The organism is Methylobacterium indicum (assembly GCF_017347565.1).
Lineage (GTDB): Bacteria > Pseudomonadota > Alphaproteobacteria > Rhizobiales > Beijerinckiaceae > Methylobacterium > Methylobacterium indicum.
In genome coordinates this window covers 6,277,534-6,297,598 of sequence record NZ_AP024145.1, presented here as the reverse complement: position 1 = coordinate 6,297,598, position 20,065 = coordinate 6,277,534, and the positions used below count along the sequence as shown (strand labels likewise).

The following is a 20,065-nucleotide window of genomic DNA, read 5'->3' as shown; positions in this document are numbered from 1 at the left end:
CCAAGGTTCACGGGCCGACGGGACGCTACCATGCGCTGGGAAGATTTTCGCTCATCCGACAACGTCGAAGACCGCCGCGGCGAGGGTGGCGGCGGCGGCGGATTCGGTTTTCCGGGCGGTGGCGCCGGGGGCCTGGGCATCGGCACCGTCGTCATCCTGTGCATCATCGGCTGGGTCACCGGCATCAACCCGGCGATCCTGATCGGCGGCGCCGAGCAGATGACGCGCCCGCGTGCGCCGCAGGAACAGCAGGGCCAGCCGCAGCCCGACCGGCGCACCGGCGCGCCCACCGACCAGTCCGGCAAGTTCGCCGCCGCGATCCTCGGCAACACCGAGGACGTGTGGAAGACGGTGCTGCCGAACCAGACCGGGAAGCAGTATACCCCTACCACGATGGTGCTCTACACCGGCGGCACCCGCAGCGGCTGCGGCCAGGCCCGGGCCGCCATGGGTCCGTTCTACTGCCCGCTCGACAAGAAGGTCTATCTCGACACCACCTTCTTCAAGGAGATGGAGCAGAAGTTCCACGTCAAGGGCGACTTCGCCTATGCCTACGTGATCGCCCACGAGGTCGGCCACCACGTCCAGGACGTGCTCGGCATCCTGCCCAAGGTGCAGCAGAAGCAGCAGCAGGTCGGCGAGCGCGAATCGAACGCCCTCTCGGTCCGCGTCGAGCTGATGGCCGATTGCCTCGCCGGCGTCTGGGCCAAGAACTCGAACGACCGCTTCAATTCGCTGGAGCCCGGCGACATCGAGGAGGCGATGCAGGCGGCGAGCGCCATCGGCGACGACAAGCTCCAGAAGCAGAGCCAGGGCTACGTGGTGCCGGATTCCTTCACCCACGGCTCCTCGGCCCAGCGCATGCGCTGGTTCCAGACCGGCTATCGCAGCGGCCAGACCCAGTCCTGCGACACGTTCCGGGCCTCGCAGCTGTGACGGCCCGCCTCGACGCGTCCCGGGCCTTCGTGCCGCTCGGCATCGCCGTGCTCACCGTCTCGGACACCCGTACGCTGGCCGACGACCGCTCGGGCGACACCCTCGCCGAGCGGCTGGGGCAAGCGGGCCATCGGCTCGCCGACCGGGCGATCGTGCCGGACGAGGTCGAGGCGATCCGCTCTCAGGTGAAGGCCTGGGCGGCGGATCCGGCGGTGGATGCGGTGATCACCACTGGCGGCACGGGCTTCACCGGCCGCGACGTGACCCCGGAAGCCCTCGAGCCCCTGTTCGAGAAGCGGATGGACGGGTTCTCGGCCATCTTCCACCGCATCTCCTACGACAAGATCGGCACCTCGACGCTGCAGTCGCGGGCGACCGCCGGAGTGGTGAACGCCACCTACGTGTTCGTGCTGCCCGGCTCGCCCGGGGCCTGCCGGGACGCCTGGGACGGCATCCTGGCCGCCCAGCTCGATTACCGGCACCGGCCCTGCAACTTCGTCGAGATCATGCCCCGACTCGACGAGCACCTGAAGCGCGGGGCGCCGCCGAGCCCGTGACGCGATCGCGGCGCGCAATCGTCATGACGGGTGCGTCCCATGTCGGCGAGGGTCGTGACGGCATTCCCCGGGGCCGTCGTGAGGCTGCCCCGGGGAGACCCGCCGCGATCCGCTCAGCCGGTGCAGGCATCGCCGTCGGCACGCTTGGTGTCCGACCGCGGCCACACGCGATGCCGGACGTAGTTTTCGACCGTGAAGGCGCTCCCGCCAAGAACGATGAGGGCCAGGACGGCTTCGCGGAAATCCCCAGGGTTCGTCATCGGATCGGCTCCTAGATAAAATTCTTTCCTTTTGGTCATGCAGCAGGATGACCGTTGCTGCACTGAGTTAATCGCCGAAGATCGCCCGGGTTGCCGGGATCCGGCCGGAAACGACGGTCTTAAGCATTAAGAGTTTTTAACGCGCGATGTCGTCCGCACGGCGTCGCTCAGACTCGCCGGTACCACGGGGAGGCGTGGTCGCCCTCGAACAGCGAAATCGCGGCGGTTATCGATGCGTCCGCGACGTGCGCGGCCTCATCCCCGCAGCAGCGCCGCCCGCAGGGGCCTGACGGGCAAGCGGGCCTTGAGCGGCAGGCCCGCGCGCAGGGCCTCGGCCCGCACGAGGTCGCCGGCCCGGATCTGCCGCGTGCCGGTCAGGGCCTCGCGCCGTCCGGCGATCCGCTCGAAGAGGGGCGCATGCGGGCGCCGCAGCCGGCCGACCGCCTCCGGGTTCGTCGTGGCGGCGAACCGGTCGAGGGCGCGGATCCAGCCTTCCGCCGGCACGTCGCCGGCCTCCAGGCACAGCAGCCAGGGCCGGCGCGCCGGCCCGGCCGCCGCCGCCCAGGGGTCGCGTCCCCGCGCCACCAGGGCCGCCCCGGTGCTCTCCGCCATGGTGGCGACGTCCGGGTCCTCGGGATGCGCCGCCGCGATCACCGCGTCGCCCACCACGCCCGCCGCGACGCCGGCCACCAGGGCCGCCAGGGTATCGGCGAGGGCGTCGATGCACTCGGGCGTGATCGCGCCGGGGAGATGGATGGCTGCCGTGAACATGATCGCGCCATAGCGGATGGGACGCGGCGCGTCCTGCCTCGATCGTCGGCACTTGCGGGGAATCTCGGTCCGGCCCTTGCGCTCGTTCTTGTTATGTTCGATTTTCCGCCGCGGCGACGGTGGAGATGTCGATGGAAGCGGGCTGCGGAGGGGAGGCGCGGCGCCTCCAGGGATCGACCCCGGCGGCGGAGACCCGCCGCGGGCGCGGCGCCACCGCCAACCCGGCCGGCCGGTTCGAGCCGGCCGCCCGGGAGGCCTTCGCGGATGGCTGGGACCGGGAGGAGGATCTGCCGCCCCTGCGCACCGAGGTGACGCTGGAGCGGGCGCGTAGCATCATCACCCGCAACACGTCGCCCGATATCGGCTTCGATCGCTCGATCAACCCGTATCGCGGTTGCGAGCACGGATGCGTCTACTGCTTCGCCCGGCCGAACCACGCCTATGCGGGGCTCTCGCCGGGGCTCGACTTCGAGACCAAGCTCTTCGCCAAGCCGGATGCGGCGGCGCTCCTCGAGGAGGAACTCTCGGCCCGGGGCTACGTGCCCCGCACCATCGCGCTCGGCACCGCCACCGACCCCTACCAGCCGATCGAGCGGCGCTACCGCCTGACGCGGCAGGTCCTGGAGGTGCTGGCGCGCTTCCGGCACCCGGTCGGCCTCGTCACCAAGTCGGACCTCGTGCTGCGCGACCTCGACATCCTCGGCGAGATGGCGCGCGACGGGCTGGTGAAGGTCGCTCTCTCCGTCACCACCCTCGACCCGGTCCTTGCCCGCCGGATGGAGCCCCGCGCCCCGCATCCCGAGAAGCGCCTCGCGGCGATCCGGAGACTGGCGGAGGCGGGCGTGCCCACGATGGCGCTGGTGGCGCCGCTGATCCCGGGCCTCAACGACCACGAGATCGAGGCGGTGCTGGCCCGCGCCCGCGAGGCGGGGGCGCGCGAGGCGCGCGGCGTGCTGCTGCGCCTGCCGCACGAACTCGCCGACCTGATGCGCGACTGGTTTGCCGAGCATTATCCCGACCGGGCCGGGCGGACCTTCTCGCTCCTCGCGCAGAGCCGCGGCGGCAAGGTCTACGATGCGACTTACGGGCGGCGCTTCACCGGCACGGGGCCGTATGCCGACCTTCTCGACCAGCGGATGCGCGTGGCGATGACCCGCCTCGGCTATCCGGCGGAGCGGCTGCGGTTGCGGACCGATCTGTTTCGGGTACCGGTGAGGGAGGGCGGGCAGTACAGCCTGTTTTGAGGGGGAAGCCGCCGTCGACCGTGATGCGAGGCCTCTCGTCTCGCCGAGAGCGGCAGGGCTGTCCGGGGGACAGAATAGCACGGGTTCTCCTCTCCCCGCCCGCGGGCAGGGGAGATTGCCTGCGCCTCATCTTCCCTCGAACGACCCCGCGGCCCGACCCGGTCGGCTCTTCCCCAACGGCAATTCCTGCTATCCTGCCACCATGACCCACTTCGCCCCGCCCATCCTCGACACGGCCCGCCTCCACCTGCGCCTCGTCGCGCTCGAGGACGCGGAGGCGACCAGCGCCATGATGACCCCGGCGGTGAGCCGGTGGCTCGCCTCCTGGCCGTTGCCCTATACCGTCGCGATGGCGCGGGAGCGGATCGCGACGGCGCGGGAGCAGGCCGCGTCCGGCCAGGGCCTGTCGCTCGCGATCACGGCGCGGGGCGTGCTGCTCGGGTGGATCATGCTGCACCGGACCCGCGAGGCGCCGCGGACCGCCACCCTCGGCTACTGGCTCGGCGAGGCGCATCACCGCCGGGGCTACCTGCGGGAGGCGGCGGGGGTGGTGCTGCCCGCCGCGTTCGACTGGCTCGATCTCGACCGGATCCAGGCCAGTGCGCACCCGGAGAACGCCGCCTCCTTCGCGGTCATGCAGGCCTGCGGCATGACCTTCCGGCGCGAGGAGGTCATCCACGCGCCGGCCCGGAACCGGGACGAGCCGGTCCACGTCTATGCCGTCGACCGCGACGGCCTCACTCCGCCGTCAGGCACAGTTCGAACGTGATGCAGGCGGCGTTGGCGCCGCGGCGCAGGATGCCCTCGTGGATGCCGCCCGCGACATCCACCACCGCGATGTCGAGCCGCGCCACCCCGTCGCGCACGGTCCCGTCGCGGATCAGCACCTCGCTGGCATCGGTCGGGATCACCCGGCCGTCGGCGAAGGTGGGCCGCACGATGCTGCCGATGCCGCGCACCCGCGCGGCCGAGAGCCCGTGCGTCCGGCACGCCGCGTCGATGGCCGCGTGGATCTCCTCGTTCGGCTGGATCTTCAGGAGGACGCAGCCGGCCCGCCCGTCACCGGCGGGGACGGGGGTGAACAGCGAGAAATTGGTCTCGGCATCCGGCAGGACCTGCCAGGCCGCGTCCGCCGTCCCCCAGGCCTCGGCCCGGACGGCTTGCGCGATCACGACCTCCGCCGGCAGCAGGTGGCCGGCGCGGCGGCGGCCGTCCGGCTCGATCCAGGTGCCGTGGACGTGCAGGAACGGCGCGCCGTCGCGCGCGCCGAAGGTGGCGCTCGCGCGCTCCAGCACGGTCGTGCCGCCGGGCCGGTACGTCTCGCTGTAATAGGCGGCGAAACGCGGATCGGCCGAGAGCGCCGGCATCACGTAGGCGAAGGGCGAGAATCCCCCGCCCGCGAGATGCACCACGCCGCCCCGCATGCCGGCCGCGACGAGCGGTCCGGCAACGGCGTCGAGAAGCGTCCGACCCGGCGCCAGATCGACGACGTGGCGGAGGAGAGGACCGCCGGCGGCGAGCCAGCGCTCGGGCCGGGCCGGGCCCGGCTGCGCCAGGGTGGCGAAGCCGGGATGCATCGGGCTCGCGTCGCTCACCCCTGCGCCCTCTCGCCGAGGAGGCCGGCGGCTTCCAGTTCCTCCCGCACCATCTTCTTGGTGATCTTGCCGTAGCCGGATTTCGGCAGCGACTCGCGCAGGATGATCCGGCGGGGCAGCTTGTAGCGGGCGACCTTGTCGAACAGGAACGCCATCACGTCCTCCTCGGAGAGCGCCATGCCCTCGCGAGGGACGCAGACCGCAACGCCGATCTCGCCCCAGGTCGGGTCCGGCACGCCGAGCACGGCCGTCTCCGCCACCGCCGGATGGGCGAGAATCTTCTCCTCGATCTCCCGCGGATAGATGTTCGAGCCGCCCGAGATGTACATGTCGGAGGCCCGTCCCGTGATGTACAGGAAGCGCTCGGCATCGAGGTAGCCGAGGTCGCCGGTGCGGAACCAGCCGTCGCGAAAGGCCTCCGCATTGGCCTTCGGGTTCTCCCAGTAGCCGGCGAAGACCGCCGGTCCGCAGACGCAGATCTCGCCGGTCTCGCCCGGGCCGACCTCGCGGCCCTCGCCGTCCTGGATCTGCACCTGCATCCCGGTGCGCTCGAAGCCGCAGGTGCCGATCTTCACCGCCGGCCCGTCCTCCGCCTCGTGCAGGGCGGGGGGCAGCACCGTGATGTTGCCGGTAACCTCGCCGAGACCGAAATACTGCACGATCACCTTGCCGAGACTGCGCAGGGCCCGCTTCTGGTCCTCGCGGTACATCGGGGCGCCGGCATAGATGATGTAGCGCAGGGACGAATGGTCGTTGGCGTCGACCGCCGGGTGCTCGACCATCATCTTCAGGATCGTCGGCACGGTGAACATGTTGGTGACGCGGTGGCGCGCCACCAGCCCCCAGACCTCCGCCGCGTCGAAACGCTCGGAGCCCGGCAGGACCGAGGTCACCGCGCGGGCGACCTGCGCCACCGCGTGCACCCCGGCCCCGTGCGAGAGCGGCACCACCACCAGCGAGGCGTCGGTCTCCGCGGCCGTGCCCGGCATCAGGTCGCAGAGGTGGTTGGTGACGACGAAGGCCATCTGGCCGTGGGTCAGCACCGCGGCTTTCGGCTTGCCGGTGGTGCCGGAGGTGTAGAAGAACCAGCACGGGTCGTCGTGCTCGACGCCCTCGTCGGCGATTCTCTGCCCCTCGCCGGAGGCTATCACGGCCTCGTAGGCCTCCCCCTCGGCCGGTCCCTCGCCGATGACGACGACGTGGCGCAGCGACGGGCAGGCCTCCCGCACCGCCGCGACATGCTCGGGATAGTCGGCGTGGCACAGGAAGGCGGTCGCGCCCGACTGGCTCGCGAGGTACGACACGTCGCCCGGCATCAGCCGGAAGTTCGTCGGCACGAACACGGCGCCGAGCCGGAACGCCGCGTACATGATCTCCAGGATGGCGTTGCCGTTGCGGGCATGCACCAGCAGGCGGTCGCCCTTGGCGATCCCGCGCGCCCGAAGCGCCGCCGCCAGGGCCGAGACCCGGGCGTCGAAGGCGCGCCACGTCCAGCTCCGCTCGCCCCAGACGATGGCGGGGCGGTCCGGGTGACGCGCGGCGGCCTGGGTGAGCGAATGGGCGAGGTTCATCACCCGGCGCGACATCGGCCTCATCGGGCAGCCCTCCGGCTCTTGGTGGTCACGCGGCCTGTCCTCCCTGGTGGCGCCGGGCTTCGGCCCGTGCGCGCCGCACCAGCTTACGACGCACCCGACGGGAAGCGGAAGCGCGGAGGGCGCATGCGCCCCGCTACGAGGCGCGCGACTTGAAGCTGAGGCGGTGGTGGCGGGTCACGCCGAGGCTCGCCATCGCGGCCCGGTGCGCGGCGGTGCCGTAGCCGACGTTGCGCTCCCAGGCATAGGCCGGGTGGCGCCGGGCGAGCGCCCGCATCAGCCGGTCGCGCACCACCTTGGCGACGATGGAACTGGCGGCGATCTGGGGCACCAGCCGGTCGCCCCCGACGAAGGCCCGGCAGGGCAGGGACAGGCCGGGCGGCACGTCGCGCCCATCCACCGCCACCGTCGCGTCGATGCCGAGCCGCATCACCGCCCGGCGCATCGCGTCGAGGGTGGCGGCGCGCACGTTGATCCGGTCGATCAGGTCGCGGGAGCCGCCGGCGAGCGCGACGCGCCCGGCCTCCATGATCCGCGGCGCCAGACGCTCGCGGGTGGCGGCGTCGAGGCGCTTGCTGTCGTCGAGGGCCTCGAGCAGGTCGGGGGGCAGGGCCGCGGGGTCGAAATGCACCGCCGCCACGATCACCGGGCCGCAGAGCGCGCCGCGGCCGACCTCGTCGCAGCCGATGAGGACGGGATAGCGGGCGGCGTGGCGGGCTTCGAACGGGCGCATGCGCGAGGTCTGCGGCAATCGTGGTTACGAAATCCCTCCCGGGACCGGGAGGCCCGTATCCGGCACCCTACGCCATGGGACACACGCCGAGCGGCGTTTTCGTGGTAGCTCCGGCGCGCCGAGAGGCGGGCTCGATCGTACTCCTACCGGACACCGCTTCGAGGTCTTTGATTGTGCCGCATTGTCTGCCGACGAACCGGTCCCCGCGTCGTCGGCAGACAATGCCCGAGACGAGGAGGATTCATGACCACGCCGCCGCGGCAGAACCGTTTCCTGGCGCTCGCGCTGCCGATCGGGCTCCTGGCCGGAACCCTGGCGATCGGGTTCTGGACCCTCGACCACATCCGCGTCACCCGCGCCCGCGCGCTCGCCGCGCAGATGTGGATGCAGCCTTAGGGCCGGTGCCGGCGAGGTCCGGCGCAAAAAAGGGACCGCGCTCCGAGGAGGCGGCCCTGAAGTCGTTTGGGTCTCGAAACCTCAGGAGGTTGCCCCGCCCGCCGCCGCCATGGCGGCCGACGGACCGGGCCGAGAGGTCGGCACCGTCTTGCGCGCGCTTCGAGGCCGGCGCAGGGCGTGATTCGGGCATTTCCGTGACCGAACGGGCCGCCCGGAGCGGGTTTTTCACCCCGCTCCGGCGCGATACCGGCCCTGTGTCGCCCCGGCGCAACCCTTGCGGCAGGGTATTGGGACTCCCATCATGGCGTGAGGCCGGCCGTTCGCCGGCTCACCACCCGTCGCCCGATCTGATCCTCGTGGCCCGGCCGCGCGGATCGCCCCGGCGGGCGAATCACCCTGACAGGCAGGAGAAGCGATGAGCGAGGGAGAGACTGCCGATAGCCGCAGCGCCGGTTCTCAGTCCGGTGCGCATGTCGTGCCCTTCCCCCGGGCCGTGCCGCCGCAGGTGTCGTTCCATCGCGACGAGTTGCGGATCATCCTGAACCTCTACGGCCGCATGGTCGCCGAGGGGGAATGGCGGGACTACACGATGGACTTCAACCGCGAGAAGGCGGTGTTCGCCATCCACCGCCGCACCTCGGAGCGGCCGCTCTACCGCATCGAGAAGGACCCACGCCTCGCCCGCCGCCAGGGCGCCTACGCGGTGATCGCCGATACCGGGCGCATCCTGAAGCGCGGGCACGACCTCGCCCAGGTGCTGCGGGTGCTGGAGAAGCCGCTGCGGGTGGTGTGAGCCGAACCCCGCGAATCGTCGAAAACCGCCGATGACGGCATCGCGGCGATCTCGAGCGATCCCGCGAACCGCCCCTTAACGCTCCCGCGTGCCGGACGGTCCTTCACCCTCCGGCAATCATCTTTGCCAACCGGAACGACAGGTTTCCCGGCGGATTGTCGCTTGGCTGAATAAGGTCACGCTCGAGGACCGCAGGGATGCACAAGCAGAGTGGATGGGCCGCGGCGGCGTTCGTCGCGGCGATGCTGGCGGCCGGACCGGCCGCGGCGCGGGAACTGGTCGCCTTCGACGCGGCGGCGGTGGAAGCCGGCACGGTGGTGGTGCGCACCGCCGAGCGGCGGCTGTACTTCGTCAACGGCGACGGGACGGCGATCCGCTATCCCGTCGCGGTCGGCAAGGCCGGCAAGCAATGGACCGGCTACGCCCGCATCGACGGAAAGTACCTGCGGCCGGCCTGGTCGCCGCCCGACGAGGTGAAGCGGGACAATCCCCGCTTGCCGGAGGTGATCGCCGGCGGCTCGCCGAGCAACCCGATGGGCGTGGCGGCGCTGACCCTCGACCGGGGCGAGTACGCGATCCACGGCACCAACCGGCCCGGCTCGATCGGCACCTTCGCATCCTACGGCTGCATCCGGATGTACAACCAGGATGTCGCCGACCTGTACGGCCGCGTCCAGGTCGGGACCACCGTGGTGGTGACGCGCTGACCCCGTCTTACCCCTCGCGCCCGTGCACCTGCGCGGGCGGCGAGGTCGCCTCGACGGCGGTGAAGCTCTCGAGGATGCGGTAGGTGTGCTCGGCGCCGGCCGGCACCAGCCAGGAATCGCCGGGCTCCAGCCGCACGGTCTGGCCCTCGACCACCAGCTCGGCCCTTCCGGACACGACGTAGCCGACGGTCTCGTAGTCCCGCGCCGCGCTCGGCTTGTCGTCGGTCGGCGGCTCGTCGACCCACAGCCGCATCGCGACGTGCTTGCCGGCGGCGAGGTAGCGCTGGCCGTCCGGCCCCTGCGGCGATTGCCCGCCGGATACCTTCCTGATCGTCGTGTCGCCCATGGTCCTGCTCCTGTCGGGGACGCTTCGCGACCCCAACGGAACGGGAGGGGCGGCGTTCCCGCCCCGCGCGCTCAGCGCAGGGTCGCGGCGATCGCCCGCTGGATGCCGCGGATGTCGGCGCCCCGCTTGAGGGTACGGGTGATCGGGTCGGGCCGGCCCGAGACCCAGATCGTCAGCTCCGAATCCATGTCGAAGCTGCCGGCATTCTCGACCGAGAACGAGGTGATCGCCCGGTACGGCACCGTGAGGTAGGAGACCTTGCGGCCGGTCACGCCCTGCTTGTCGACCAGGATCATCCGCCGGTCGGTGAAGACCATCAGGTCGCGGATCACCCGGAAGGCGACCTGCACGGTCTCGCCCGGGACGAGCATCCCGTCGAGTTCCTGCGCCACCGCCTCCGGCGCCGCGTCGCTGCCATGGCCGAGCAGGCCGTCGAGCAAGCCCATCGTCGCGTCTCCTCGAAACGATCCGGTCAGAAGTCCGACGCCAGGCCCTTCACCTCCCAGTCGTCGTAGCGCACCGGCTCCAGGCCGCCGCGCCCGTTGATCTCGCGCTCGCTGCGGATCTCGGCGGCGTGGGCGTCGATCGCCGCGCGGCGCGCCTCGGCCTCCGCCAGGGCGCGCTGCGCGGCCGGCGACAGGACCTTGGCCTCGCGCGCGACCGGCTCGGGGGAAGGGGCCTCGCTGTCGCTCATCGGTCGGTTCTCGCAGGTTCGAAAGGGACGGCCGCCGGGTCCGGGGCCGTCGCGGCGCTTGCATCTCGGGCGGCCGGATGCCAACCCCGGCCCAAAGGCCGCGTCGTTCCCCGGAGGTGGAGGGCACGGGCGGCAGCGTCAAGGCCGGGAGAGGGGCGACAGCCCGCCCCGGCACGGTGGAGTGAGGATGGACGGAGTGAACAACGCGGTCGCCGGATTGCCGGCGCGGCATCTCGCCTGGGAGATCGTGGCGGACCTCATCGGCAAGAACCGCGGTACCGCGCTCGACGACGCGATCGAGCCGGCGGCCCAGCGCGCCGCCCTGCCGCCCCAGGATGCGGGGCTCGCCCGCGCCATCGCCGCCGCGACCTTCCGGCATTTCGGGGTGATCCGCCACGCGCTGCACGCGCGCCTCGCCAAGGGCCTGCCGGAGGACCAGCCGGGCCTCGTGGCCCTGCTCGCCACCGGCGCGGCGCAGATCCTCTACCTCAACGTCCAGGACCACGCCGCCGTCGACCTCTCGGTGCGCCTCGCCAAGTCCGAGCCCGGCCTGCAGCACCTCGCCGGTCTGGCCAACGCGGTCCTGCGCCGGATCGCCCGCGAGCGCGACGCGATCCGCCAGGAGGGCGACGCCGAGCCGCTCGCCCTCAACACCCCGGCCTGGCTGGCCAGGCGCTGGGTCGCCGCCTACGGCGAGGAGACGGCCCGAGCGATCGCCGCCGCCAATGCCCGCGGAGCCGGGCTCGACCTGACGCTGCGCCCCGGCATGCCGGTTCCCGAGGGGCTCGTCGGCCGGCGCCTGCCCGGCGCCGGCAGCCTGCGCCTCGACGATGCCCGCACGCCCGTGCCGGAGCTGCCGGGCTTCGCCGAGGGCGCCTTCTGGGTCCAGGACGCCGCCGCGGCCTTGCCGGCCCACCTCCTCGGCGCGCGGCCGGGCGAGCAGGTCGCCGACCTCTGCGCCGCCCCGGGCGGCAAGACCGCCCAGCTCGCCGCCGCCGGTGCCGAGGTGCTGGCGGTCGACCGCTCGGCGGCGCGCCTGCGCCGCCTGACGGAGAACCTCGCCCGCCTCGGCCTGAGCGCGGAGGTCCTGGCGGCCGACGCCCTGACGCTGTCGGAAGCCCGGCTCTTCGACGCGGTGCTGCTCGACGCGCCGTGCAGCGCCACCGGCACCCTGCGCCGCCACCCCGACGTCGCCTGGGGCAAGCGCGAGGACGACCTCCTGCGCCTCGTCGCGCTCCAGCGCCGGCTCCTCGACAAGGCGGCCCGGCTCGTCCGTCCGGGCGGGCGTCTCGTCTACTGCACCTGCTCGCTGGAGCCGGAGGAGGGCGAGGCCCAGGCCGAGGCGTTCCTCAAGCGCAATCCGGCCTTCGCGCGTCGCCCGGTCACCGCCGAGGAGGCGGGCGATCCCGCTCTCGTCACGGCGAGCGGCGACCTGCGCACCCTGCCGTCGCACTGGCCCGGCGAGGACGGCGACGGCCCGCGCAGCCGCGGCGGCCTCGACGGGTTCTACGCCGTCCGCCTGGAGCGCCGGGACGCGTGAGGGCCCGGACGCGGCGGCCCGACCGGAATCCCTGTTCACGGCGCGACTCGGCGGTTTGACCCCACGATGATCCTTGACCATTCCTTGACGGGGGCCGGCGCCGCGGGGCGGCGGCCGGGCAGGAGGTGGCGTGGGTTGGGGGCCTGACCGCTGGCGGTTCTACCGGCTCGTCGGGCGCGCCGCCGGGCGTTCCCTGCGCCGCGCCGCGGTGCGCGCGACCTCGCGTCCATCCGGGCTGACGCGGCTGCGCCCGACCGGCCTCGTGATCGCGCCGCAGGATCTGCGCACCAGCGACGCCACCATCGCGGCCGACATCTATGCCGGCCTGTTCGTGTTCGCCGGCCGGGCGCTCGCCACCGGCGGGCGCTCGCCGTTCGATTTCGCGCCGCCCTCGCCCGAATGGGGCGAGCAGCTCTACGGCTTCGGCTGGCTGCGCCACCTGCGCGCCGCCGAGAGCGCGCTCTCGCGTTCCAACGCCCGCGCCTTCGTGCAGGATTTCATGGCCGGCCGCGGCGACCGCGATCTGGCCGAGCGCCCGGCCGTGGTGGCGCGTCGGCTGATCTCCCTGCTCAGCCAGTCGCCCCTGGTGCTGGAGGGCGCCGACCACGCCTTCTACCAGGCCTTCCTGCGCCAGATCGGCCGCTGCACCCACGCCCTCGACCGGGCGCTGCGCCGCGGCATCCTGCCGGGCGACCGGCTGCTGGCCGCCGTGGCGCTCGCCTATGCGGGCCTGTGCTGCGAGGGGTTCGATCCCGTCCTGCGCCGGGGCACGCGGCTGCTCCACCGCGAGCTGACCCGCCAGATCCTGCCCGATGGCGGCCATCGCAGCCGCGATCCGGGCTTCGCCAAGGACCTGCTCCTCGACCTGCTGCCCCTGCGCCAGAGCTTCCTGAGCCGCGACATCGCCCCGCCGGAGGCGCTGCTCAACGCCGTCGACCGGATGCTGCCGCTCCTGCGGCTGCTGCGCCACGGCGACGCCTCGCTCGGGCACCACAACGGCATGGGGGCGACCGCCGCCGACCAGCTCGCGACCCTGCTGGTCTATGACGGGGCGCTGGCCCGGCCGCTGATGCACGCGCCCCATTCGGGCTATTCCCGGCTGGAGGGCGGGGGCGGGACCCTCGTGGTCGCCGATGTCGGGCCCGCTCCGCCGCCGGCCTTCTCGGCCCGGGCGGGTGCCGGGTGCCTGTCGTTCGAGCTGTCCTGCGGGCCGCAGCGGCTGGTGGTCAATTGCGGCATGCCGGCCACCGGCGAGGAGCTGCGCGAGCTCGCCCGCACCACGGCCGCCCATTCGACCGCCTGTCTCGCCGATAGCTCCTCCTGCCGTTTCCTCGGCATGAAGCAGGCGGGGCTGATCCACCCCCTGGCCGCCTGGCTCAAGGCCCGGATGGGCTCGATCGTCGTGCGCGGGCCCGGCGAGGTCACGGTCGAGCGCGGTACCGACGCGGCGGGCGTCGACGTGCTGGCCGCCCGGCACGACGGCTACGCCCCGGTGCTGGGCCTGCTGCACGAGCGGCGCTGGCGCCTCCATCCCGACGGCGCCCTGCTGGAGGGCCATGACGGGTTCGTGCGCGCCACCGGTGTCCATGAGGCCAAGGGACGCCGCGAGCCCGTCGAGGCGGCGATCCGCTTCCATCTCCACCCGAGCGTGCGGGCGAGCCGGGAGGGGCGCGGCGTGCGTCTCGCCGGGGCCGGGGCGCCGTGGCTGTTCGAGGCCGACGAGATCGATCCGGTGATCGAGGAGAGCGTGTTCTTCGCCGCCCTCAACGGTGCCCGCCGCACCGAGCAAATCGTGCTCCACCTCACGGTCGGCGACGGTACCCGCGTGGCCTGGCGCTTCCGCAGGTTGGCCGGATAGGCCCGCAGGCCGAGAAAAAATTCCGCACGACCCCCGTTTGGGGGTTGCAGGGCCCCGAATCAGCAACACTCGGATACAGGAGCGTGCTAGGGTCGAACACCGAATCGAGGTCGGGCAGGGCGCGGTGGGATGAAGCTGGACGCGCCGACCCTCGTGACCGTGACCATCTTCGTGATGGTGGTGATGGGCGGGCTCTATCTCCTCTCGTGGTCGCAGGCCCGCCGGACCCTGGCCCTCGGCTTCCTGGGCGCCGCCCAGATCGTCGGCGCGGCCGCTGTCGTGCTGTTCGGCCTGCGCGGCCACATCCCGGACTGGATCTCGATCGGCTTCGCCAACGCCGCGATGCTGCTGGCCTTCGGGCTGATCTGGGCCGGCGCCCGCTCGTTCGAGGGACGCCGGGTCACCGGCTGGCAAACCGGTGCGGGCGCGGCACTCTGGCTCGTCGCCTGCCTGGTGCCGCCGTTCTACGCCTCGCTGGGGGCGCGGGTGATCCTGGCCTCGGCGGTGGCCGGGCTGTACTGCGCGCTCGCCGCCCGCACCCTGTGGCACCATCGCGGCGAGCGGCTGCCCTCGCGGACCCCGGCGGCGATCCTTCTCGCCAGCGAGGGGCTGATGGCCTGGGCACGGATCCCCGCCACCCTCGTCCTGCCGGCGCCGCCGGTCGGCACGCCGACCGATCCGTTCTGGGTCGCCGTCCTGTGCTTCATCGCCCTGCTCTACACGGTGGCGGTCGCGGTCCTGTTCATGGCGATGGCCAAGGAGCGGCTCGAGGCGGAGCAGCGCCATGCCGCCGAGACCGACCCGCTCACCGGCATCGCCAACCGCCGGGCGCTCGCGGGCGAGGCCCGCCGCATCCTGGCCGCCGGGCCCGCCGCCCTGCTGCTGTTCGACCTCGACCACTTCAAGCGGGTCAACGACACCTTCGGGCACGCGGTCGGCGACGCGGTGCTGGTCGGCTTCTGCGCCGCCGCCCGCCAGGTCCTGCCCGCCGGTGCGGCGTTCGGGCGCCTCGGCGGCGAGGAATTCGCCTGCCTCCTGCCCGGAGCCGGCCCGGGCGAGGCCGGCTCCATCGCCGAGACCGTTCGTCACGCCGTCGCGGGGATGCGACCGGACCTCGTGCCGGGCCTCGCCGTCACGGTCAGCGTCGGCGTCGCCAGGAGCCTTGGCGTCGCCAAGAGCGCCGGCGTCGCCAAGAGCGCTGGCGTCGCCAAGAGCGCCGGCGAGCCCGGCTCCGGCGACTTCGAGGCCCTGCTCGCGCTGGCCGACCGGGCGCTCTACGAAGCGAAGGCGCAGGGCCGCGACCGCGTGGTGGTCGCCGGGCCGGGCCTGCGGCAGGTGGCCTGACGCCGCGACCTGCCGGCCGCGCGCACCCGCCCGGCATCGACCCGGCTTGTCGTCGCCTGGTCGGATCCTAAGACACCCCTTCATCCCATGAGAGTCCGGGCGTACGCCGCCCGGCCGACGGACGAGGGCGCGACCCATGGACTATCGCCAGTTCGGACGCTCCGGCCTCAAGGTCCCGGTCTTGAGCCTCGGCACCGGGACCTTCGGGGGCAGCAACGAGTTCTTCCAGCGTTGGGGCCGGACCGACGTCGCCGAGGCGAGCCGGATGGTCGATCTCTGCCTCGATGCCGGGGTCAACTTCTTCGACACCGCCGATATCTATTCCCAGGGCGCCTCCGAGGAGATCCTGGGTCAGGCGCTGAAGGGCAAGCGCGACCAGGCACTGATCTCGACGAAGGCGACCTTCCCGACGGGTGAGGGCCCCAACGACAAGGGCTCGTCGCGCTACCATCTTGTGCGCGCCTGCGAGGCCAGCCTGAAGCGCCTCGGCACCGACCACATCGACGTCTACTTCATGCACGGCTTCGACGCGCTCACCCCCGTCGATGAGACCCTGCGGGCCCTCGACGATCTCGTCCGCGCGGGCAAGATCGGCTATGTCGGCGCCTCGAACTTTTCCGGCTGGCAGCTGATGAAGGCGCTCGCGACCTCCGAGCGCTACGGGCTCGCCCGCTACGTCGCCTATCAGGGCTACTACTCGCTCGTCGGCCGCCACTACGAGTGGGAGCTGATGCCTCTCGGCCTCGATCAGGGCGTCGCCCTGATGGTCTGGAGCCCGCTCGGCTGGGGCCGCCTCACCGGCAAGATCCGCCGCGGCGCCGATACCAGCGGGCGCATCGCCTCGGGCGGGGCCGAGGGCGGACCGCCGGTGGCCGACGAGGCGCTGTTTCGCATCGTCGACGTCCTCGACGAGGTGGCGGCCGAGACCGGGCGCAGCGTGGCGCAGGTGGCGCTCAACTGGCTCCTCTCGCGCCCGACGGTCGCCAACATCGTGGTTGGCGCCCGCAACGAGGAGCAGCTGAAGCAGAATCTCGGCGCCGTCGGATGGACGCTCGATCCGGCCCAGATCGCCCGGCTCGACGCGGCGAGCCAGGAGACGCCGATCTATCCCTACTGGCACCAGAAGGGGTTCGACGAGCGCAACCCGAAGCCGACGGTCTGGTAGTGCCCGAGAGAGATGGACCGCGGATAAGTGCTGACTGCCCGTCTCGCGCGTCGCGCGGACGGGTGGGCTGGAGTAGGATCGTCCCGACGGACGCTCCCGGCTCGACCGCCGGGGCCGGGTGGCACCGGTCCGCCCGCCGTTCGCGCCCGCCCCGAGGTGCCTGATGGCGCATGCCGGCCTTCACGATCCCGTTCTCGTCGGCCTGTCGGTCGCGATCGCGATGCTGGCCGCCTTCGTCGCCCTCGATCTCGCCGACCGGATGAAGGCCGCGTCCGGATGGGCGCGGCGAGCTTGGCTGATGGCGGCCGCCCTGGTGCTCGGCGGCGGCGTCTGGTCGATGCACTTCGTGGCGATGCTGGCCTTCCGGCTCCCGGGCATCGAGATCACCTACGATTTCGGGCTCACGCTCCTGTCCCTCGCCCTGCCGGTCGCCGTGACGGCCTTCGGCCTCTCGATCGCCAAAGGATCCGGCGCCGAGGGATTAGGCGCGCAAGGATCGCGCGGCGAGGGGGCGGACGGGACGCGGCCCCGGACGGCCCGCATCGCGCTCGCGGGCCTCGTCACCGGGCTCGGCATCGTCACGATGCACTATACCGGCATGGCGGCGATGCATCTGCCGGGCGTTCTGCGCTACGATCCGGCCTGGGTCGCCGGCTCCGTCGTGGTGGCGGTCGTGGCCGCCACGGCGGCGATCCGGCTGGCGCTCGCCGAGAGCGGCGTCGGCCTGCGCGTCGCCGCCGCCACGGTCATGGGCCTCGCCATCGCGGGGATGCACTTCTCCGGCATGCAGGGCCTGACGGTCGCGCATCACGCCGCCGCGATTCCGTCGGCCGCCGAGATGGGGTTCGGCCAGGCCCGCCTCGCGGTCGGCGTCACGGTGGTGACCGTCCTGGTCCTCGTCCTCGCGCTCTCGGCCGCCGCCATCGACCGGCGCTTCTCCCAGAACGCGGCGCGGGAGGCGGCGGCCCTGCGCGCCAGCGAGGAGCGCTACCGCCTGCTGCTCCAGAGCGTGACCGACTACGCGATCTACATGCTCGACCGCGACGGGGTGGTGGCGAACTGGAATGCCGGCGCCCGCCGGATCAAGGGCTACGAGGCCGAGGAGATCGTCGGCACCCACTTCTCGTGCTTCTACACCGAGGAGGATCGGGCGCGGGACGTGCCGGCCCGGGCGCTCGCCACCGCACTGGCGGAGGGCAAGTTCGCGGCCGAGGGCTGGCGCCTGCGCCGCGACGGAACCCGCTTCTGGGCCAGCGTCGTCATCGATCCGATCCGCGGCGAGGACGGTGCGCATGTCGGCTTCGCCAAGGTGACCCGCGACATCACCGAGCGCCGCCGCGCCGAGGAGGCGTTGGCGCAGGCGCAGGGAGCCCTGGCCCAGGCCCAGAAGATGGAGGCGGTGGGCCAGCTCACCGGCGGCGTCGCCCACGACTTCAACAACCTGCTGATGGCGGTGCTGGGCAGCCTCGAACTCCTGCGCAAGCGCCTGCCCGACGACCCCCGCCTGCTACGCCTGCTCGACAACGCCGTCCAGGGTGCCGAGCGCGGCGCGGCGCTGACGCAGCGCATGCTCGCCTTCGCCCGGCGCCAGGACCTGAAGCCCGAGCCGGTCGACCTCGCCCGGCTGGTGCGCGGGATGGCCGACCTCCTGCAGCGCTCGATCGGGCCGGGCACGCGGATCGAGACGCGCTTCCCTCCGAGGCTGCCGCCCGCCCTGGTCGATGCCCACCAGCTCGAACTCGCCCTCCTCAACCTGGTGGTGAATGCCCGCGACGCGATGCCGGAGGGCGGCACGATCACCATCGCCGCGCGGGCGGGCGGGCAGGACGGGACGAGGCAGGAGGAAACAGGTCCGGACGAGACCGGCACGATGCTGTGCCTCGCGGTCTCCGATACCGGAACGGGGATGGATACGGACACCCTCGCCCGCGCGCAGGAGCCGTTCTTCACCACCAAGGGCGTCGGCAAGGGGACCGGGCTCGGCCTGTCGATGGTGCACGGCCTGGCGGCCCAGTCGCACGGCCGCCTGGTGCTGCGCAGCCGGCCGGGCGCGGGCACCACCGCGGAGATCTGGCTGCCAATGGCGGCGCAGGCCGCCGCCGAGCCGCCGCTGCGTCCCGCCGCCGCGTCCCACGCCCTGCCGTCCCAGGTGGTGCTCGTCGTCGACGACGATCCCCTGGTGCTCGAGAACAGCGCCGCGATGCTGGAGGATCTCGGGCATCGGGTGATCGAGGCCCGGTCCGGCCACGAGGCCCTGGCGCTGATGCGCCGCGCCCGCACCCTCGATCTGGTGCTGACCGACCACGCCATGCCGGAGATGACCGGCATCGAGCTCGCCGCGCGGATCCTCGCCGAACGGCCAGCCCTCAAGGTGATCCTCGCCACCGGCTACGCCGATTTCGGTCCCGGTGAGGGCACCGACCTGCCGCGGCTCGCCAAGCCCTACGACCAGGCGGCTTTGGCCCGGATGATCGAGACGGTGGTGCGCGGCGCGGGGCCGGGGCTGGGCGACGACACGGTCGTGCCGTTCCCCAAGAGCGCGTGAGGGCGACGGCGCGCGGGGTAGGCGCCCGGCAGGCCGTTGCCCGCCGCGGCGCCGCTTCTCTCGAGCCTCACGCCGCCGGCAGCTTCCGGGCCTTCGCGTCGCGCAGGAGTGCCAGCCCCTCGGGCCCGAGATCGAGGGCGAGACGCAGGATCTCGTCGGCATAGGCCTGGGGCGTGGTGCCGGCCTGCTTGGCGGCGCGGGAGAGGCGCAGGCCCAGCCCGCCCTCCACCGGGATCGAGGTGCCGCGGGGCGCCGGCTCCGCGGGCGGGGCGGCGGGCGCCGGAGCCGCCGCCGGCATCACCGCGGGCGTTCTGGCCGGCGCGATGTCGGCCCGCGGCGGTAGCCCGAGGGCCTGCCGGCGTCCTTGCGCCGCCAGCCGGTCGGCGCGCTCGTTGCCGGCCTCGCCGGAATGTCCCTTCACCCAGACCCAGCGCACGTCGCGCCGCGCCGCCAGCTCGTCGAGGCGCTGCATCAGCTCGACGTTCTTCACCGGGCCGGTGGTGGTGCGCCAGCCCTTGAGCTTCCAGCCGCGGATCCACTCGGTGACCGACTTCACCACGTACTGGCTGTCGCACCGCATCTCGATCGCGGCGCCCTCGGGAAAATGCTCCAGTGCCCGGATCGCCGCGGTCAGCTCCATGCGGTTGTTGGTGCTCTGCGTCTCGCCCCCGCACAGCTCGATCGGGCCGTCCGGCGCCTGGATCACCACGCCCCAGCCGCCCGGGCCGGGATTGGGATCGCAGCCGCCATCGGCATAAACGATGGTTCGCATGGTGTTTCGCTCAAACTCACGACGGAACGCGGCCGCGCCCCGGCGCCCGCACGAGGCACCGCGGGCTGCCGGCCGCCCGGGCAGTGTCGGCCCGGAATGGTGAACAAATACCCAGCCGGCCCCCGGCGCAACCCGGCCCGAGGTTCCCTGGCATGCGGCTTGCGGAGGGCGGTGGCTGCGCGATGATGAGACGGCATCCTGCCGCAAGGATGCCGCA

Annotated in this window: 21 protein-coding genes; 12 read left to right on the top strand and 9 right to left on the bottom strand. The window is 72.7% G+C overall.

The window, feature by feature from the left end:
- The first annotated feature begins 30 nt into the window (after nucleotides 1-30).
- Nucleotides 31-936 (top strand): KPN_02809 family neutral zinc metallopeptidase, encoded by a 906-nt coding sequence (gene ypfJ, locus miv_RS29185; RefSeq protein WP_207180479.1) that lies wholly within the window; start codon nucleotides 31-33, stop codon nucleotides 934-936.
- On the top strand, nucleotides 933-1,493 hold the full coding sequence (gene moaB, locus miv_RS29180) for a molybdenum cofactor biosynthesis protein B (protein WP_048426342.1): 561 nt from the start codon (nucleotides 933-935) through the stop codon (nucleotides 1,491-1,493). Before ypfJ ends, moaB begins: the two co-directional genes overlap by 4 nt.
- 113 nt (nucleotides 1,494-1,606) lie before the next feature.
- On the opposite strand, the gene miv_RS29175 is transcribed toward moaB, so the two are convergent.
- Nucleotides 1,607-1,753, bottom strand: a complete 147-nt coding sequence (locus miv_RS29175) for a hypothetical protein (protein ID WP_165602074.1) — start codon at nucleotides 1,751-1,753, stop codon at nucleotides 1,607-1,609.
- Nucleotides 1,754-2,008: 255 nt separating this feature from the next.
- Nucleotides 2,009-2,524 (bottom strand): hypothetical protein, encoded by a 516-nt coding sequence (locus miv_RS29170; RefSeq protein WP_207180477.1) that lies wholly within the window; start codon nucleotides 2,522-2,524, stop codon nucleotides 2,009-2,011.
- A gap of 131 nt (nucleotides 2,525-2,655) precedes the next feature.
- On the opposite strand from miv_RS29170, the gene miv_RS29165 reads away from it, so the two are divergent.
- Together miv_RS29165 and miv_RS29160 are read left to right on the top strand one after the other, a co-directional pair.
- The gene (locus miv_RS29165; protein ID WP_244748778.1) at nucleotides 2,656-3,768 is read left to right on the top strand and encodes a PA0069 family radical SAM protein; all 1,113 of its coding nucleotides are present in this window, start codon (nucleotides 2,656-2,658) and stop codon (nucleotides 3,766-3,768) included.
- 202 nt (nucleotides 3,769-3,970) lie between these two features.
- A complete protein-coding gene (locus miv_RS29160) occupies nucleotides 3,971-4,537 on the top strand; it encodes a GNAT family N-acetyltransferase (RefSeq protein ID WP_207180473.1) in 567 nt (188 codons plus the stop codon).
- Here miv_RS29160 and miv_RS29155 read toward each other — a convergent pair.
- The 3 genes from miv_RS29155 to miv_RS29145 form a co-directional block, all read right to left on the bottom strand.
- Nucleotides 4,506-5,363, bottom strand: a complete 858-nt coding sequence (locus miv_RS29155) for a PCC domain-containing protein (RefSeq protein WP_244748775.1) — start codon at nucleotides 5,361-5,363, stop codon at nucleotides 4,506-4,508. The two genes, miv_RS29160 and miv_RS29155, sit on opposite strands and share 32 nt — an antisense overlap.
- Nucleotides 5,360-6,958: an acyl-CoA synthetase gene (locus miv_RS29150; RefSeq protein WP_207180471.1), complete on the bottom strand. Its 1,599-nt coding sequence runs from the start codon at nucleotides 6,956-6,958 to the stop codon at nucleotides 5,360-5,362. The genes miv_RS29155 and miv_RS29150 overlap by 4 nt, the downstream gene beginning before the upstream one ends.
- A 133-nt stretch (nucleotides 6,959-7,091) precedes the next feature.
- Nucleotides 7,092-7,688, bottom strand: a complete 597-nt coding sequence (locus miv_RS29145; RefSeq protein WP_207180468.1) for a ribonuclease HII — start codon at nucleotides 7,686-7,688, stop codon at nucleotides 7,092-7,094.
- A 243-nt stretch (nucleotides 7,689-7,931) separates the two neighbouring features.
- Between miv_RS29145 and miv_RS29140 the strand changes: the two genes are divergently transcribed.
- The 3 genes from miv_RS29140 (at nucleotide 7,932) to miv_RS29130 (ending at nucleotide 9,584) form a co-directional block, all read left to right on the top strand.
- Nucleotides 7,932-8,084, top strand: a complete 153-nt coding sequence (locus miv_RS29140) for a hypothetical protein (RefSeq protein ID WP_158004049.1) — start codon at nucleotides 7,932-7,934, stop codon at nucleotides 8,082-8,084.
- A gap of 415 nt (nucleotides 8,085-8,499) precedes the next feature.
- Entirely contained in the window at nucleotides 8,500-8,877 is a 378-nt protein-coding gene (locus miv_RS29135) for a DUF2794 domain-containing protein (RefSeq protein WP_048428585.1), read from the top strand.
- Between the two features lie 197 nt (nucleotides 8,878-9,074).
- Nucleotides 9,075-9,584 carry a L,D-transpeptidase gene (locus tag miv_RS29130; protein WP_048428586.1) on the top strand — a complete coding sequence of 170 codons (510 nt, stop codon included), beginning with the start codon at nucleotides 9,075-9,077 and terminating at the stop codon, nucleotides 9,582-9,584.
- Between the two features lie 7 nt (nucleotides 9,585-9,591).
- On the opposite strand, the gene miv_RS29125 is transcribed toward miv_RS29130, so the two are convergent.
- The 3 genes from miv_RS29125 to miv_RS29115 all read right to left on the bottom strand — a co-directional run bounded on the left by miv_RS29125 (nucleotide 9,592) and on the right by miv_RS29115 (nucleotide 10,624).
- Nucleotides 9,592-9,930 (bottom strand): cupin domain-containing protein, encoded by a 339-nt coding sequence (locus miv_RS29125; protein ID WP_207180466.1) that lies wholly within the window; start codon nucleotides 9,928-9,930, stop codon nucleotides 9,592-9,594.
- 71 nt (nucleotides 9,931-10,001) lie between these two features.
- Nucleotides 10,002-10,376: a PH domain-containing protein gene (locus miv_RS29120; RefSeq protein ID WP_207180464.1), complete on the bottom strand. Its 375-nt coding sequence runs from the start codon at nucleotides 10,374-10,376 to the stop codon at nucleotides 10,002-10,004.
- 26 nt (nucleotides 10,377-10,402) lie between these two features.
- Entirely contained in the window at nucleotides 10,403-10,624 is a 222-nt protein-coding gene (locus miv_RS29115; protein ID WP_207180462.1) for a DUF1674 domain-containing protein, read from the bottom strand.
- A 187-nt stretch (nucleotides 10,625-10,811) separates the two neighbouring features.
- On the opposite strand from miv_RS29115, the gene miv_RS29110 reads away from it, so the two are divergent.
- The 5 genes from miv_RS29110 (at nucleotide 10,812) to miv_RS29090 (ending at nucleotide 19,076) form a co-directional block, all read left to right on the top strand.
- On the top strand, nucleotides 10,812-12,164 hold the full coding sequence (locus miv_RS29110) for an RsmB/NOP family class I SAM-dependent RNA methyltransferase (protein ID WP_207180461.1): 1,353 nt from the start codon (nucleotides 10,812-10,814) through the stop codon (nucleotides 12,162-12,164).
- 130 nt (nucleotides 12,165-12,294) lie between these two features.
- Nucleotides 12,295-14,022, top strand: coding sequence for a heparinase II/III family protein (locus miv_RS29105; protein ID WP_207180460.1), 1,728 nt, complete (start codon nucleotides 12,295-12,297; stop codon nucleotides 14,020-14,022).
- A 129-nt stretch (nucleotides 14,023-14,151) separates the two neighbouring features.
- The gene (locus tag miv_RS29100) at nucleotides 14,152-15,366 is read left to right on the top strand and encodes a GGDEF domain-containing protein (protein WP_207180459.1); all 1,215 of its coding nucleotides are present in this window, start codon (nucleotides 14,152-14,154) and stop codon (nucleotides 15,364-15,366) included.
- Nucleotides 15,367-15,502: 136 nt separating this feature from the next.
- The gene (locus tag miv_RS29095) at nucleotides 15,503-16,531 is read left to right on the top strand and encodes an aldo/keto reductase (protein ID WP_207180458.1); all 1,029 of its coding nucleotides are present in this window, start codon (nucleotides 15,503-15,505) and stop codon (nucleotides 16,529-16,531) included.
- Between the two features lie 163 nt (nucleotides 16,532-16,694).
- Nucleotides 16,695-19,076 (top strand): MHYT domain-containing protein, encoded by a 2,382-nt coding sequence (locus miv_RS29090; protein ID WP_207180457.1) that lies wholly within the window; start codon nucleotides 16,695-16,697, stop codon nucleotides 19,074-19,076.
- 67 nt (nucleotides 19,077-19,143) lie between these two features.
- On the opposite strand, the gene rnhA is transcribed toward miv_RS29090, so the two are convergent.
- Entirely contained in the window at nucleotides 19,144-19,848 is a 705-nt protein-coding gene (gene rnhA, locus miv_RS29085; protein ID WP_048430198.1) for a ribonuclease HI, read from the bottom strand.
- Between the last annotated feature and the right edge of the window lie 217 nt (nucleotides 19,849-20,065).

Bases quoted from the DNA above. Each gene is read 5' to 3' on its own strand.
- ypfJ (WP_207180479.1), top strand. From the start codon at position 31: ATGCGCTGGGAAGATTTTCGCTCATCCGACAACGTCGAAGACCGCCGC.
- miv_RS29175 (WP_165602074.1), bottom strand. From the start codon at position 1,753: ATGACGAACCCTGGGGATTTCCGCGAAGCCGTCCTGGCCCTCATCGTT.
- miv_RS29170 (WP_207180477.1), bottom strand. From the start codon at position 2,524: ATGTTCACGGCAGCCATCCATCTCCCCGGCGCGATCACGCCCGAGTGC.
- miv_RS29165 (WP_244748778.1), top strand. From the start codon at position 2,656: ATGGAAGCGGGCTGCGGAGGGGAGGCGCGGCGCCTCCAGGGATCGACC.
- miv_RS29160 (WP_207180473.1), top strand. From the start codon at position 3,971: ATGACCCACTTCGCCCCGCCCATCCTCGACACGGCCCGCCTCCACCTG.
- miv_RS29150 (WP_207180471.1), bottom strand. From the start codon at position 6,958: ATGAGGCCGATGTCGCGCCGGGTGATGAACCTCGCCCATTCGCTCACC.
- miv_RS29145 (WP_207180468.1), bottom strand. From the start codon at position 7,688: ATGCGCCCGTTCGAAGCCCGCCACGCCGCCCGCTATCCCGTCCTCATC.
- miv_RS29140 (WP_158004049.1), top strand. From the start codon at position 7,932: ATGACCACGCCGCCGCGGCAGAACCGTTTCCTGGCGCTCGCGCTGCCG.
- miv_RS29135 (WP_048428585.1), top strand. From the start codon at position 8,500: ATGAGCGAGGGAGAGACTGCCGATAGCCGCAGCGCCGGTTCTCAGTCC.
- miv_RS29130 (WP_048428586.1), top strand. From the start codon at position 9,075: ATGCACAAGCAGAGTGGATGGGCCGCGGCGGCGTTCGTCGCGGCGATG.
- miv_RS29125 (WP_207180466.1), bottom strand. From the start codon at position 9,930: ATGGGCGACACGACGATCAGGAAGGTATCCGGCGGGCAATCGCCGCAG.
- miv_RS29120 (WP_207180464.1), bottom strand. From the start codon at position 10,376: ATGGGCTTGCTCGACGGCCTGCTCGGCCATGGCAGCGACGCGGCGCCG.
- miv_RS29115 (WP_207180462.1), bottom strand. From the start codon at position 10,624: ATGAGCGACAGCGAGGCCCCTTCCCCCGAGCCGGTCGCGCGCGAGGCC.
- miv_RS29110 (WP_207180461.1), top strand. From the start codon at position 10,812: ATGGACGGAGTGAACAACGCGGTCGCCGGATTGCCGGCGCGGCATCTC.
- miv_RS29100 (WP_207180459.1), top strand. From the start codon at position 14,152: ATGAAGCTGGACGCGCCGACCCTCGTGACCGTGACCATCTTCGTGATG.
- miv_RS29095 (WP_207180458.1), top strand. From the start codon at position 15,503: ATGGACTATCGCCAGTTCGGACGCTCCGGCCTCAAGGTCCCGGTCTTG.
- miv_RS29090 (WP_207180457.1), top strand. From the start codon at position 16,695: ATGGCGCATGCCGGCCTTCACGATCCCGTTCTCGTCGGCCTGTCGGTC.
- rnhA (WP_048430198.1), bottom strand. From the start codon at position 19,848: ATGCGAACCATCGTTTATGCCGATGGCGGCTGCGATCCCAATCCCGGC.